At 66.1% G+C, this 14,136-nt stretch carries 15 protein-coding genes; 5 read left to right on the top strand and 10 right to left on the bottom strand.

From position 1 onward, the window contains the following. Positions 1-116 precede the first annotated feature (116 nt). From ACYUME_RS01360 to ACYUME_RS01345, 4 genes are read left to right on the top strand one after another with little or no spacing between them, the layout of a single operon-like run. A complete protein-coding gene (locus ACYUME_RS01360; RefSeq protein WP_279882766.1) occupies positions 117-1,508 on the top strand; it encodes a COG3014 family protein in 1,392 nt (463 codons plus the stop codon). A 15-nt stretch (positions 1,509-1,523) separates the two neighbouring features. Continuing rightward, positions 1,524-1,892, top strand: a complete 369-nt coding sequence (locus ACYUME_RS01355; RefSeq protein WP_279882764.1) for a YcfL family protein — start codon at positions 1,524-1,526, stop codon at positions 1,890-1,892. A 21-nt stretch (positions 1,893-1,913) separates the two neighbouring features. Further along, positions 1,914-2,501 (top strand): penicillin-binding protein activator LpoB, encoded by a 588-nt coding sequence (gene lpoB / locus ACYUME_RS01350; RefSeq protein ID WP_460417865.1) that lies wholly within the window; start codon positions 1,914-1,916, stop codon positions 2,499-2,501. Positions 2,502-2,504: 3 nt separating this feature from the next. Continuing rightward, positions 2,505-3,248 (top strand): penicillin-binding protein activator LpoB, encoded by a 744-nt coding sequence (locus tag ACYUME_RS01345; protein ID WP_460417863.1) that lies wholly within the window; start codon positions 2,505-2,507, stop codon positions 3,246-3,248. 141 nt (positions 3,249-3,389) lie between these two features. On the opposite strand, the gene ACYUME_RS01340 is transcribed toward ACYUME_RS01345, so the two are convergent. From ACYUME_RS01340 to ACYUME_RS01315, 6 genes are all read right to left on the bottom strand, one after another. Then, positions 3,390-4,808 (bottom strand): efflux transporter outer membrane subunit, encoded by a 1,419-nt coding sequence (locus ACYUME_RS01340; protein ID WP_460417861.1) that lies wholly within the window; start codon positions 4,806-4,808, stop codon positions 3,390-3,392. Beyond that, positions 4,805-5,680 (bottom strand): HlyD family secretion protein, encoded by an 876-nt coding sequence (locus ACYUME_RS01335; protein WP_279882754.1) that lies wholly within the window; start codon positions 5,678-5,680, stop codon positions 4,805-4,807. Before ACYUME_RS01335 ends, ACYUME_RS01340 begins: the two co-directional genes overlap by 4 nt. Then, the gene (locus tag ACYUME_RS01330; protein ID WP_016392395.1) at positions 5,677-5,889 is read right to left on the bottom strand and encodes a DUF1656 domain-containing protein; all 213 of its coding nucleotides are present in this window, start codon (positions 5,887-5,889) and stop codon (positions 5,677-5,679) included. The genes ACYUME_RS01335 and ACYUME_RS01330 overlap by 4 nt, the downstream gene beginning before the upstream one ends. After that, positions 5,886-7,973 carry an FUSC family protein gene (locus ACYUME_RS01325; protein ID WP_279882752.1) on the bottom strand — a complete coding sequence of 696 codons (2,088 nt, stop codon included), beginning with the start codon at positions 7,971-7,973 and terminating at the stop codon, positions 5,886-5,888. Before ACYUME_RS01325 ends, ACYUME_RS01330 begins: the two co-directional genes overlap by 4 nt. After that, positions 7,970-8,407 carry a MarR family winged helix-turn-helix transcriptional regulator gene (locus ACYUME_RS01320; RefSeq protein WP_279882750.1) on the bottom strand — a complete coding sequence of 146 codons (438 nt, stop codon included), beginning with the start codon at positions 8,405-8,407 and terminating at the stop codon, positions 7,970-7,972. Before ACYUME_RS01320 ends, ACYUME_RS01325 begins: the two co-directional genes overlap by 4 nt. Positions 8,408-8,687: 280 nt before the next feature. Then, positions 8,688-9,500, bottom strand: a complete 813-nt coding sequence (locus ACYUME_RS01315) for a tetratricopeptide repeat protein (RefSeq protein WP_279882748.1) — start codon at positions 9,498-9,500, stop codon at positions 8,688-8,690. A gap of 206 nt (positions 9,501-9,706) precedes the next feature. Here ACYUME_RS01315 and ACYUME_RS01310 point away from each other — a divergent pair, with 206 nt between their 5' ends. Further along, positions 9,707-10,264 carry a WYL domain-containing protein gene (locus ACYUME_RS01310; protein ID WP_279882746.1) on the top strand — a complete coding sequence of 186 codons (558 nt, stop codon included), beginning with the start codon at positions 9,707-9,709 and terminating at the stop codon, positions 10,262-10,264. Between the two features lie 90 nt (positions 10,265-10,354). On the opposite strand, the gene ACYUME_RS01305 is transcribed toward ACYUME_RS01310, so the two are convergent. The 4 genes from ACYUME_RS01305 to ACYUME_RS01290 are packed head-to-tail and all read right to left on the bottom strand — an operon-like array spanning position 10,355 to position 14,039. Next, entirely contained in the window at positions 10,355-11,218 is an 864-nt protein-coding gene (locus tag ACYUME_RS01305; RefSeq protein WP_279882744.1) for an ABC transporter permease, read from the bottom strand. Between the two features lie 13 nt (positions 11,219-11,231). Continuing rightward, positions 11,232-12,095: an ABC transporter ATP-binding protein gene (locus ACYUME_RS01300; protein WP_279882742.1), complete on the bottom strand. Its 864-nt coding sequence runs from the start codon at positions 12,093-12,095 to the stop codon at positions 11,232-11,234. 6 nt (positions 12,096-12,101) lie between these two features. Then, entirely contained in the window at positions 12,102-13,121 is a 1,020-nt protein-coding gene (locus tag ACYUME_RS01295) for an ABC transporter substrate-binding protein (protein WP_460417858.1), read from the bottom strand. Between the two features lie 18 nt (positions 13,122-13,139). Next, on the bottom strand, positions 13,140-14,039 hold the full coding sequence (locus ACYUME_RS01290; protein ID WP_460417857.1) for a TauD/TfdA dioxygenase family protein: 900 nt from the start codon (positions 14,037-14,039) through the stop codon (positions 13,140-13,142). Between the last annotated feature and the right edge of the window lie 97 nt (positions 14,040-14,136).

Genomic DNA, 14,136 nt, shown 5'->3' with positions numbered 1-14,136 from the left:
CGAATGATGGCACCCACGTAAAAATGCGAATCAATTAGCCATCACCGCGCTACTACTTTGGATATAATCCCGCCCCGCCAAAGCGGCTCAACTGTTTCAGGGAAAGAAGTAGTCCGATGTTATCCCGTGTCTTGACCCTCGCGACCCTGGTCGCCGCCGTGCAACTGACCGGTTGCTCGGTTTTCCGCAACTACGACAGCGAACTGCAGGAGACCAACCGGCAGTTGGCCACCGGCAACGTCGAGGCCGCCCTCGCCCTGCTGGAAAGCAACAACAAAGGCGAGCAGAAAGACCTGCTCTACTACTTCGAGAAGGGTGAGCTGCTGCGCTCCAAGGGCGACCTCAAGGGTAGCCAGGAGGCCTGGCGCCACGCCGACAGCGTCGTGTTCCAGTGGGAGGAGTCGGTCAAGCTCGACACCGACAAGTACCTCAGCCAGTTCGGCAGCTACCTGGTCAACGACAAGGTGCGCCGCTACGAGGGCTACGACTACGAAAAAGTCATGCTGACCACGCAGATGGCCCTGAACCTGCTGGCACAGAACGACTTCGACGGCGCCCGCACCGAGATCAAGAAGACCCACGAGCGCGAGGCGGTCATTGCCGAACTGCGCGACAAGGAATACCTCAAGCGCGAGCAGGAGGCCGAGAAGCAAGGCATCAAGACCGAGTACAAGGAGCTGCAGGGCTATCCAATCGCCAGTCTCGACGCGCCGGAGGTGGTCGGCCTGAAGAACAGCTACCAGAGCGCGTTCAGTCACTACCTGTCCGGTTTCGTCTACGAGGCCCTCGGCGAGAAAGGCCTGGCCGCCCCAGGCTACCGCAAGGCCGCCGAGCTGCGGCCGAACACGCCGCTGCTGGAGCAGGCATTGCTCGAACTGGACCACGACAGCGCCAAGGCCGCTGAAAGCGACGTGCTGATCGTGGTGCAGAGCGGCCTGGCGCCAGCCCGCGATTCGATCCGCATCCCGATCCCGCTACCGATCCAGGACAACCTGGTGATCACCCCGCTGTCGTTCCCGATCATGCGCGAAGACACGTCCACCGCGCCCCTGAGCGAGATCCGCCTCGACGACAAGGCCCTGGCCCTGACCGCGCTCAACAGCACCAGCGCCATGTCGCGCCGCGCCCTGCGCGACGACATGCCGGGCATCATCCTGCGCACCAGCGTGCGCGCCATCAGCCGTGGCGTGGCGCAAAAGAACCTGAACCAGACCAACCCGATGGCCGGGCTGGTGGTAGGCCTGGCCTCCACCGTGCTCGAAGGCGCCGACACCCGCACCTGGCGCACCCTGCCCGACCAGACCCAGGTGGCACGGGTTCGTCTCAAGTCCGGTGCACACCGCCTGAACCTGCCGTCGAACCTTGGCGGCACCCAGGTCACGGTGAACGTCGATCGCCCCTACCAGGTGGTGAGCCTGCGGGTGATCGGCAGCCGCGTATTCGCTGGCGGCCCGGCCGTCGAAGTCACTCCGCAGGCCACAGCCCAGGCTGTCGCCAGCCTCAAGTAACCGCAAGGATCGAACATGCGCAAAACATGCCTCGCCCTGGCCGCCATCGCCCTCCTGGCTGGCTGCGCCACCCCACCCCCGGCTCCCGGCAGCGCCGCCAGCAAGGTGGTGACCATGGGCCAACTGGATGACATCGAGGTCGGCCAGATGCGCGTCGCCCGCGAAAACGGCTTTCTCACCGTCAGCGTGGCGCTGACAAACACCAGCCGCAGCAACCAGACCCTCTTCTATCGCTTCGCCTGGCTGGGCAGCGATGGCTTCCCGGTGGCCGACGAGGAGAGCTGGAAAGCCCTGCCGCTGTACGGCAAGCAGGCCAAGATCCTGCCCGCCATCGCCCCGACCCCTGCTGCCCGTGACTTCCGTTTCGAAGTCCACACCCGGTAACCCCTTTCAGGAGCACGTTCCATGTTCGCACGCCTTTCCCTCGCCGCCGTCGCCATCGCCCTGGTCAGCGGCTGCAGCACCCCATCGCCGGTCCTCGGCGGCAAGAACATCAGCTACGGCGACAGCAAGGCCGTCGAGCTGGTGACCAACGAGTTCGGCTCCACCGACCTGCAGATGATCGCCGAGAGCATGACCCGCTCCCTGGCCCAGTCCGGTGTGCTGCACGGGCGCCCGGTGGTGCAGGTGTACGACGTGAAGAACAAGACCAGCGAGTACATCGATACCCGCGAGATCACCACCTCGATCAAGACCCAACTGATGAAGTCCGGCGCCGCTCGCTTCGCCAGCGACAACACCGACATGCAGAGCCAGGTCGACCAGCTCAAGCTGCAGAACCAGAGCGGCCTGTACAAGAAGCAGACCGTGGCCAAGACCGGCAACATGATCGCCGCCAAGTACCGTCTGGAAGGCTCGATCAGTTCGATCGTCAAGCGCAGCAGCGACTACAAGGACGTGTTCTACAAGTTCAGCCTGCAGTTGGTCGACGTGGAAAGCGGCCTGGCCGAGTGGATGGACGAAAAAGAAATCCGCAAGACCACGGAGCGCTGATCGATGCGTGCATGGATGGCAATCATCGGCCTGGCCTGCGCCTTCGGCGCGCAGGCGGCCCCCAAGGTGGCGGTGACCGACCTGGCCTATCAAGCGCAGGTGGAGGAATACATCCACACCATCAACGCCCAGAGCAGCGGCCAGGCTGGCATGTACCACGCCAGCGGCCAGTCGAGCTACAGCGAGTACGAGAGCCTCAACAGCTACATCGAGCAGACCGAGCTGCGCAAGTTCGGGGGCGACATCAAGGGTGAGATCCTCAAGACCGGCATGTTCCAGCTGGTCCAGGGCCGTCCCTACACCGCCGACTCGAAGGAAGACGTGTACGACGTGATCCGGCGCATCAAGAACGGCGCGTTCAAGGGCGCCGACTACGTGCTGTTCGGCACCCTGTCGGACATCGACTTCCAGCAGGACATCAACTCGCTGGACCACACCGACAGCTACTCGGCGGTGCTGGGCCTGACGGTGGTCGCCGACTTCAGCCTGATCGACACCCGCACCTACGAGATCACCTCGGCGTTCACCGCCATGGGTGAAGGGCAGGACACCAAGCTGGTCAAGGGCCAGGACCGCCGCGTGACGCTGAACCGTCCGCGGGTGGTGCGTGATGTATCGAAGGCGCTGGGCGAGGATGTGGCGCAGCAGTTGGCCGAGCAGTTGGGCGGCTCGGTGCCCGGGCAGCCGAAGCAGCCGCGTGGCCGGGACAACCTGCCGCCGGATGAGCCGGCGCGGGTGCTGAACTAGGCCACACGCAATCCCTGTAGGAGCGGCCTTGTGTCGCGAAAGGGCCGCATAGCGGCCCCGGGGCTTCAGAAGTGATAAATAAATCGCTGGGGCTGCTCTGCAGCCCTTTCGCGACACAAGGCCGCTCCTACAGGGGAACCATCAAGGTCTGGCACTGCCCTTCCAGCCGCCACCCAAGGCCAGGAACACGCCGATCTGCCCCATCGCCACCTGGCTGTTGGCCGCCGCCAGCTGCGCCCGCACATCGGTGTAGGTGCGCGTCGCCTGCAAGTCCGCCAGGAACGACTCACGCCCCACCTGGTAACGCAGATGGGTCTGATCCGCCGACTCCTTGGCCGAACGCTCCGCCTCGGCCAGCGCATCGCGCCGATCCAGCAATGCGCTGTACTGTGCCAGCCGTGTCTGTGTCTCGCGGATGGCGTTGAGCACCACCCCGTCGAAATGCGCCAGCGCCGCCTGGGTCGAGGCTTCGCCCATGCGGATGCGCGCACGGGTGCCATTGGTGGGAATGTTCCAGCTGATCTGCGGGCCGAAGCCCCAGCGGTTGGTCGCAGGCTCGCCGAGGTTGTCGAGGATGCCGATGGTGCCCACCTGAGCGCCAATGCTGATATCCGGGTACAACGCGCCGGTGGCCACGCCGATGGTGGCAGTGGCCGCCGCCAGCTGGCGCTCGGCCTGGCGAACGTCCGGGCGACGCTTGAGCAGGGCCGCGCCATCACCGACCGGGATCAATTGCGCCAGGTGCGGCAGCTCGGCGCAATCGGCGGTACCGGCAGGCAGCTGTTCGACCGGCTTGGCCAGCAGCGCGGCCAAGGTGTACAGCCCGGCCTCGCGCTCGGCCTTGAAGCGTGGCAACTCGGCGCGCAACGATTTGAACTGGGTTTGCGAACGGGTCACCTGGGTCTCGTCGCCACGCCCGGCGTCGCGCAGGCGCTGGGTCAGCTGCACGCTCTGCTGCTGCAAGTCCAGCGACTCATGGGCGATGTGATACTCCTCGTTGGCCGAGCACACCTGGGTATAAGCCTTGACCACGTCGGCCACCAGGGTGATGCGCGCGGTATCGGCGGCGGCCTGCACCGCGTCGGCGTTGGCCTTGGCGGCCTCGGTGCCGCGCTTGAGGGTGCCCCACAGGTCGAACTGGTAGCTGGCGCTGATGATCGCTTCGCCGATGTTGGCCACCGGCACCTTCTCCGGCAGCAGGAACGCTTCGCCGGACTCCTGCAGGCGCTGCGCGCCCAGTTTCACGCCGCCATTGAAGCCACCCTGGGACTCGGCCACCTCTACCTGGGCGCGGGCCTTGGCGATGTTGGCGGCGGCCACGCGTAGCTCGGTGTTGGCACTCAGGGCCTGACGCACCAGCTCGTTGAGCCGTTGATCCTGGTACAGCTGCCACCAGTCCTCGGGCACCGGCGCCGAGACCACGCTGTCGGCGTCCTGGCGCAACGGGCCATTGAGGTCGCCGCGCTGCACGGCGGCATCCTTGGGCAGCTGGTAATCAGGCCCGACCATCATGCAGGCACCGAGGGACAGGCACAGCCCCGCCAGGATCAGTCGCTTCATGGGCGCTGGCCCTCGACGATCGACACCGTGGCGGTACGCCCGGCGATCATGCGGAAGTCTTCCGGCACGTCGTCGAAGGCGATGCGCACGGGAATGCGCTGGGCCAGGCGCACCCAGCTGAACGCCGGGTTGACGTTGGGCAGCAGGTTGGCGCCGCTGCTGCGGTCGCGATCCTCGATGCCGGCCGCCAGGCTCTGCACGCGACCGCGCAGGTGGGTGTTGTCACCCATCACACGGATGTCCACCGCGTCGCCGATATGAATGCCACCGAGCTTGGTCTCTTCGAAGTAGCCATCGACGTGGTAAGAGGCGCTGTCGACCACCGACAGCACCGGTCGCCCGGCACTGACGAACTCGTGGGCGCGCGGCGCTCGGTCGTTGAGGTAGCCATCCACCGGGCTGCGCACCACCGAGCGGTCGAGGTTGAGCTGGGCCACATCCACCTGCACCTGGGCCTCGTTGACCGCCGAACGGGCGCGGGCTTCGCGGGACTGGCTCTCCTCCAGCTGCTCGGCCGCCACCAGGTTGCCCAGCTTGCGGTTGCGCTGCGCCTCGCGGGAGGCCTGGGCCAGGGTTTCCTGGCGCTCGGCCAGGGTCGCCTTGGCCTGGCGCAGGGCCAGGGTGAAGCGGTCCTGATCGATGGTGAACAGCACATCGCCACGCTTGATGGTCTGGTTGTCGCGCACCTCGACCTTCTGGATCAGCCCGGAAACATCCGGGGCGATCTGGATCACGTCGGCGCGGATATGGCCGTCGCGGGTCCAGGGGGCGAACATGTAGTACACCACCATCTGCCACACGAGCACGGCGGCGAAGGTCACTACCAGCAAGGTCAGGACCACGCGGCCCAGGGTCAGCAAAGGTTTTTTCATGGCAGCATCAGGCTTCGGCAAAAGTGGTCCACCGCGCCAAGCAGCACGGCATACAGAGCAACGTTGAACAACGCCCGGTGCCAGACCAGGCGGTAGAAATGCAGGCGCACCAGCACCGCATGCACCCCGAGGAACAGCAGGTAGGTGCCAAACATCATCACCAGCAGCGTGGGCAGGAACACCCCGCTGATATCCAGTTCACCGATCACAGGGGCGCTCCGTCGAGGCCGGGGGGCAGTTGCGTTTGTTCGGCAGGCTCGAGCATCACCTCGACACCCGGCAGCAGCGCCAGGCGCAGTCCGCTCAGGGCATGCAGCAGGTGAGTGCGGGCGTCGCCGCGTTCGTACAGTTCGTCCAGGTTCAGCGCCTGGCGCGCACCCTCCATGTTGCGCAGCAGCGTGGCCGGGGCATGCAGGCGACGGTTGGCGCGCAGGCAGGCGGCATAGTGCGCGCCGACCTCCTCGATCACCGTCCGCAAACGCTCGCGGGCCTGCTGGCCTGCGCGGGGCATGTAGGCCAGCAGGTCGAGCAGGTTCAGGCCCACGCGCAGGTCGCGCAGGGCCACGCCGCTGTCCTGGCCGGTCTGCGACAGCCGCGGCAGGTGCTGCATCAGGCGATCGAGCATCTGCACGCCGACCTGGCGGTGCTCGGCCAGGGTGGCCGGTTCGGTCATCTCGACGATGTCGCGCCAGGCGAAGCGGGTCATGCGCTTGGCCGCCAGCTCCACGCCGAACGGGCGCACCACCAGGGTCCAGATGAAGGCGAACAGCAGGCCCACGGGGCCCGCCAGATTGGCGTTGATGAAGGTGAAGAAGTCGGCGTCATAGGCGCCCTGGATGCTGATGAAGGTCGAGGTGTTGACGATGGTCAGCAAGGTGCCGAGGTAAAAGCGCGGCTGCACGGTCAGGGTGCCGACGCAGATGAACGGCACGGCGAAAGCCAGCACCAGCATCGGGAAGTCGTGCAGGTTGGGCAGCACCAGGAACAGGTACAGGCTGGAGAAGATCACCGACATCAGGGTCCAGAAGAAGAACCGGTAGATCTGCGGCGCCGGGTCGTCCATGGCGGCGAAGAAGCTGCACGACACGGCGGCGAGGATCACCGCGCTGGCGCCGTCGTTCCAGCCCAGGCCGATCCACAGGCCGCAGGCGACGACGATGGCGGTGACGGTGGAGAACACCGAATAGAGCATCAGGCCACGGTCGAAGAACGGCGTCAGGCGGGCCAGGCGCCAGTGGCGGTAGACCGCGCGCCACGGCGTGGCGTCGTCCTTGCGCAGGGCATGCTGCAGGCTGCAGCAGTCCTGCCAGAGGTCGACCCATTCGGTCAGACGGTAGAGGGCATTGGACAGCAGCAGCTCGGCGCGCTGATCGAGAGCCGCGGCGCCGGGCTGCAAGCGGTCGATCTGTTCGTGCAGGGCGGTCCAACGGGCCACCGAGGCGCTGTCGGCGGTGCCCTTGAGCCATTCACGGGCAGCGTCGAGCACCGATTGCAGTTGGCTGAACTGCTCGGGCGCGCGCGCCTGGAGGGCGATCAAGGCATCGTCGAGGGCATCGATCACCGGCAACAGGTGGATCATCCGCCCGCGCAGTTCACGGGCGTTCTTCAAGGTGTGGGGGCCGGCGCCTTCGTGGCCGAGCTGGCCGATCATCGGTTCCAGCGAGTTGAACGTGGCGACCATCGTCCCGCGCATGCCGCCGACCCTGTCGGTGCCGGCCTCACGGGCGAGGTAGGTGTCGCTGTAGCGGATGGCCTCGCTGAACCAGCTGTCGGCCGCGCCGAGTACCACCGGCGCCAGGCGACGCGGCCAGAACACCGCGCCGACCACCGCCGCGCAGACGATGCCCAGGCAGATCTCCTGGGCACGGGACGAGGCCACGTCGAACACCGCCAGCGGGTTGTCGACCACGGCCAGGGCGATCATCGGCAAGGTGTAGCCGGCCAGCATCAGCACATAGTTGTTGGCGGTGCGCAGGTTCAGCGAGAGGAACAGCAGGGTACCTGTCCACAAGGCAATGGCGATGCTCAGCAGCAGCGGCGATTGCACCAGCGGCGGCACCAGCAGGATCGCCCCGCCTGCACCCAGCAACGTGCCCAGGGCACGGTACAGCGCCTTGGAGGTGGTTGGGCCGAGGAACGGGCTGGAGACGATGTAGACCGTGGCCATGGCCCAATAAGGGCGCGGCAACTGCATCAGCAAGGCGATGTACAAGGCAATCATCGACGCGGCGAAGGTGCGCACGCCGTAGAACCAGTCGCGAGCCGGGGGCACGGAGCTGAAGAAACCGTTCATGGCAGCATGTCCGCCTGCTCGAAGGCGTGGATGACCCGCAACGTGGCCTCCAGGTCGGCCTGGTCGATGCCCTGGAGCACCTCACGGCGCAAGCGCACCAACTCGCCTTCGATGGACTCGGCCAGGGCGCGGCCCTCGACGGTCAGGCTCAGGGCCTTGGCGCGACGGTCCAAGGGGTCTTCGCTGCGACACACCAGGCCGGCCTTGCACAGCTGGTCGAGCAGGCGGACCAGCGACGGGCTTTCCAGCCCGGCCGCCTGGGCCACCGCCACCTGATGCACGCCGTCGCCCAGGCGCACGATCATCAGCAGCGGCACGGCGCAGGCTTCGGAAATGCCGTAGCCGGTCAGGGCCCCCTGGCACAGGCGACGCCAATGCCGGGCGGCCACGACCATGCCGCTGCTGATTTTCAGGTGCAGTGCGTCGAGGGACATGTGGGAACCGAGGATATTCATAGTTTGCTAACTATCAATATACGCCCTGCCCACCCCCTGTCGTCAACCAGGGGTGATGGAGGGAGTGGATGAAAGGTTGTTCATCTGCCCGCCATCCGGTCGGATAACGCGATCCCTGTAGGAGCGGCCTTGTGTCGCGAAAGGGCCGCAAAGCGGCCCCAGCGATCTTCGCATCAACGCTGAAATCCTGGGGCTGCTACGCAGCCCTTTCCGACCGGTCCGACGCCTCGGCAAGGCCGCTCCTACAGGGGACACGCCGTCAAGGCTGGATCTGATCTTCCAGCTTCATGGTCAGCGCCAGCGTGCTGCCCAGCTTGATCGCCTGGTCGCGCCACCCCAGGTAACGCGCCACGTCGCGGCTGCTGAAATGCACAGCCAGCTCCTCGGCGGCCTGCATCACCCCGGTCGCCGCCGCCAGCTCCAACCAGTACAGCGCGGCCCGGATATCCGCCTCGACATACAGGCCATGCAGCAACCGATACCCCACCTCGAAACGGCAACGCGTCTCGCCCTGCCGGGCTCCGCGCAGGAACCACTGGTAGGCTTCGCCTGGATCGACCTGCCAGTCCTGAGCGCCATCGCACACCTCTTCCTCGTACAGGTCGCCCAGCGCGGCGGCGGCCAGCGGCATGCCACGCTCGAAGGCATGGCGGTAGTACTCGGCGGCATTGGCGTAGCAGATCTCCACCCCCTTGCCGAAGTAATGCTGCTGGCCGAGGTTGAACCATGCCGCGGCATTGCCCTGCAGGGCGGCCATGCGCAGCAAGTGGCCGGCCAGCACGGTATCGCCACGCCAGTACTTGCCGTTGAGCCAGATCCACCCCAGGTCGTTGAGCGCCGCGACGTTGCCCAGCAGAGCCTGGCGGCAAAGATCGTAGTAGACCGCCTGCAGGTCGACCGCTTCGTCCAGGCGATCGATCAGGCCGAAACGCTCACCGCACAGCGCCTGCTGGCTGGGAATGCCGATCCCGGCAAACAGCCGATGGCGCTGCCCCGGACGGGCCGGCGCCGGGGCGATCCGCTCGGGTAGCAGCCGGGCGAGCAGCGAATGGATATTGCTGGCGGCAGACATGTTCATCCTCATTGAACGACCCACAGCTCCAACCTCCACTGTGATGAGGCGTGATTCTGCGCGATGGCACGACAAAACCTGTCGCGAACGATTTGATCTCAGGCAACCAATTGCATCTTCCTTGATCTGAGCAGGCTGTGGCCAATTGCCATGCCCTGCCCGTGCCGCCATCCTATGCCGGCAAGCCTAGACAAGGACGTTTCCTTTTGCCGTTCGCCACCACCCGTGCCACCCTCAGCCGCCAATGGGCGTTGTTGCGCCAACTGCCCAGCCGCTCTCCCGGGATCACCAGCGCCGAACTGGTGTGGCGCCTGCGTGACGTGGGTTTCAATATCAGCAAGCGCACGGTGGAACGCGACCTCAACGAGCTGTCGCTGATTTTCCCGCTGGAACGCAACGACAAGAGCATTCCCTTTGGCTGGCACTGGTCAGCCAACGCGGGCGCCGAATTGCGCGGGAACTTCGATCTGCAGGGGTATCTGCGCGGCGAGTCGTTGCAACCCGGGCATGAGGGTGGCATCGAGTTGCAGGCGTGGGTCAGCGACCTGCTGGCTCGCCGTCTGCGCGAGGCGCCGCTGACCGCCGACATGCAGCTGACCGCCCTGCAGCAGGGGCACCGGTTGCGGGCGACGGTGGCGGATGGCTGGCCGCTGCGCTGGTGGCTGCTGAGCCAGGGGGATGGGCTGGTGGTGGAGGCGCCGCAAGAGCTTCGCGATGAGATCGCGCGGACATTGGCCAGTGCGGCGGCGCAATACCTGGAGTGACTGGAGGCCCAATCGCGGGGCAAGCCCGCTCCCACGATGACCCTGACTCTGTGTGTGGGAGCGGGCTTGCCCCGCGATCGGCCCGAATATCTAGCGCTGCATCCCCCAGCGCCGCACCGTCAGCCGCTCCAGGGTGTTGAACACCAGCCCCTCCACCAGCAGGCCGATCAGGATCACTACCGCCAATCCGGCGAACACCTTGTCGGTGTACAGCTCGTTGCGGTTCTGGAAGATGTACCAGCCCAGGCCGCCCTTGCCACTGCTGGCGCCGAACACCAGCTCGGCGGCGATCAGCGTGCGCCAGGCGAAGGCCCAGCCAATCTTCAGCCCCGACAGGATCGACGGCAGCGCCGCCGGCACCAGGATGTGCAGCACCAGGCGCAAGCCACGCAGCCCGTAGTTGCGCCCGGCCATGCGCAGGGTCTCGGACACGCCGAGAAAGCCCGCGTAGGTGTTCAGCGCCAATGCCCAGAGCACCGAGTGCACCAGCACGAAGATCAGGCTGTTGTCACCCAGGCCGAACCAGAGCAGCGCCAGTGGCAGCAACGCGATGGCGGGCAGCGGGTTGAACATCGAGGTGAGGGTGCCGAGCAGGTCACGCCCCAGTTGGGTCGAAACGGCCAGGCTGGTCAGGCCGAAGGCCAGGACAATGCCCAGTACATAGCCCTTGAGCAGCACCACCAGCGATACGCCGACCTTGGCCGGCAGCTCGCCGCTCAGCAGCCCTTCCCACAATGCGCTGGCGGTCTGCAGGAAACTCGGCAACAACAGGTCGTTGCCGGTATAGCGGGCCACCGCCTCCCACAGCACCGCCAGCAGCACCAGGATCAGCGCCTTGCGCAGCCAGCCTTGTTGCCACAGCCGTTGCGCCACCGGCAGTTCGCGCTCCAGCGGCACGCCGGGCAAAGGCTGCAGCTGCACTTCGTATTCCTGGCGTACAGGGGTCGTCGTCATGCCCTGGCTCCTGTCAGTAAGCGATGCGGATGTCGTTGAAGCCCAGGTCACCCGCTTGCTCCGAGGCGTCGGCCTCGTCGAACAGCAGCCGGTGGATACGCCGAGCGCTGGCCTGGAAGTCGCTGCCACCGAGGCTGCCGAGGTCGTACTGGTGGCTGTGCACCTCCGCCCGCACTCGCCCGGGATGCGGTGACAGCAGCAGGATGCGATTGCCCACCACCAGCGCCTCTTCGATGGAGTGGGTGACGAACAGCAGGGTGAAGCGCACCTCGTCCCACAGCAGCAGCAGTTCTTCCTGCATCTTGCGCCGGGTCAGCGCGTCGAGCGCGGCGAACGGCTCGTCCATCAGCAGGATCTTCGGTTGCGTGGCCAGTGCCCGGGCGATGGCCACACGAGCCTTCATGCCACCCGACAAGGTATGCGGATAGGCGTCGGCGAAGGCGGCCAGGCCGACCTTCTCCAGATAATGCAGCGCCCGCTCCTCGGCCTCGCCGCGCTTGAGCTGGCCGGACACCAGCAACGGGAACATCACGTTCTGCTTCACCGTCTTCCACGGCGGCAGCTGGTCGAACTCCTGGAACACCACGATACGGTCCGGCCCCGGGCCGCGCACCGGCTGACCCTGGAGCAGAATCTGCCCCTCCCGTGGCTCGATGAAGCCGGCCACGGCCTTGAGCAAGGTGGACTTGCCGCAGCCGGACGGGCCGAGCAAGACGAAACGGTCGGCGCGGTCGACCGCGAAGCTGACCTGGTGAGTGGCCCGCACCACGCGCTGGGCGGTGCGGTATTCAAGGCTCAGGTTGTCCACCGCCAGCAGCGGTGGGCTGGCGACACGGCTCAGGTTGCTGGCCGTGTGGCCTGGCAATGGGGCGGTCATCGGCTGTCAGCTCCCTTGCAGCGGGCGTTCATCCTGGAAGAAGTAATCCTTCCACGACTCGGGCTTGTTCTTGATCGCGCCGACCCGGTAGAGGAACTCGGCCAGCTTGTAGGTGTTCTTCGGCGTGACCGTGAATTCGTACCGTGGGTTGTCGATCAGCTTGATCAGCGCCTCCCGGTCGATCTTGGCCTTGGTCACGCGGATGTAGGTGTCGGCGGCAGCGGCCTTGTCCTTCTGGGCGAAGTCGGCGGCTTCGGCGAGGGCATCGACGAAGGCCTTGTAGGTCTTGGGGTTGTCCTTGCGGAATTTCTCGGTGGCGAACAGCAGGGTCGGTGAGTTGGGGCCGAGCAGGTCGTAGCTGTCGAGCACCACGTGCACGTTCTTGTTGGCCAGCACCTGGTCCTGGAACGGCGGGTTGGAGAAGTGCCCGTTGAGCTCGGTGCCGCCGGCCAGCAAGGCCGCGGTGGCGTCCGGGTGCGGCACCGCCAGGGTGTACTTGTCGAGGCGGTTGTATTCCTTGTCGCCCCACTGCCGGGCGGCGGCGTACTGCAGGAAGCGCGACTGCACCGATACGCCCACCGCCGGCACCGCGATACGGTCCTTGGCGGAGATATCGGCAATGGTCTTCACATTGGGGTTGCTGCTGACCAGGTAGTACGGGAAGTTGCCCAGCGAGGCCACGGCCTTGACGTTCTGCCGGCCGCGGGTTCGATCCCACACGGTGAGCAGCGGCCCTACGCCAGCGCCGGCGATGTCCACCGAGCCTGACAGCAGCGCGTCGTTGATCGCCGCGCCGCCGGACAACTGGGCCCAGTCGACCTTGATGTCGATGCCCTGCTCCTTGCCGTGTTTCTCGATCAGTTGCTGGTCACGCACCACATTGAGCAGCAGGTAGACGATGCCGAACTGTTCGGCGATGCGGATCTGACCTTCGGCGTGGGCCATGGTGGGCGCCGCCAGGCTGCCGACGACCAGACTGGCACCCAGGCCGATACTTGCCGCCAGGCGGCTGATGGAGTTGCGCATGGTGTATTTCCTCAGTCGTCAGAACGGGGCATCGCCCTGGATGGTGGTGCGGTACAGCTTGCGGCGCAGGTGCGCGGGGCAGCCGGTGGCCAGGTGGATCAGCGAACGGTTGTCCCAGAACACCAGGTCGTGCGGCTGCCATTGATGGCGGTAGATGTTCTGCTCCAGCACGCTCAGGGCGTACAGCTGTTGCAGCACGTCGCGGCTCTCGTCATCCGGCAGACCGACGATGCGGGTGGTGAAGCCTTCGCTGACGAACAGCGCCTTGCGGCCGTTCTCCGGATGGGTACGCACCACCGGATGGATGACCTCCTGGACCTGGGCCAGTTGCTCGGCGGTCAGCGTCGGGCGCCAGTTGCCTGCGAACTTGGTCTCGGCGTAACGGGCGGTGTAGGAGTGGGCGGCGCTGCGGCCCTCGACGACCCGACGCAGGGCCTCGGGCACCGCGTCCCAGGCCTTGTGCATGTCGGCGAACAAGGTGTCGCCGCCCTCGCTGGGCAGCTCCTGGGCATGCAGCATCGAGCCCAGGCTCGGCAGCTCCTTGTACGACAGGTCCGAGTGCCAGAACTTGCCGGCATCGCCCAGGCCGACGTTGCGGCCGTCCTCGACGATGTTGGACACGATCAGGATCTCGGGATGGCCGGCGAGCAGGAACTGCTTGAGCACATGGATCTGCAGCTCGCCGAAACGGCGGCTGAAGGCGATCTGCTGTTCGGGGGTGATGCGCTGGTCGCGAAACACCAGGACGTGATGGTCCAGGTGGGCGCGGTGGATACGGGTGAAATCCTCGGCATTGACCGCACGGGCCAGGTCGAGACCGATGATCTCGGCACCGACGGCGCCGGGGAACGGGCGGATGTCGAAGGTTTGCGGCAGGGCGCTGTCGATGGTCGACAAGGCGTTCGAGGCGGCTGGCATTGTTCACTCCCACGCAGTGCGCGACTTCAGGGCGCGCAACGATCGGAAACGCACGGGGATTGCCCGTGTGGGTTCGAGTCGTGCGGCGCGCCGATTG

The sequence above is a fragment of the Pseudomonas sp. microsymbiont 2 genome (assembly GCF_054788395.1).
The sequence above is the reverse complement of the archived record's forward strand: the minus strand, read 5'-3'. Positions and strand labels throughout refer to the sequence as shown.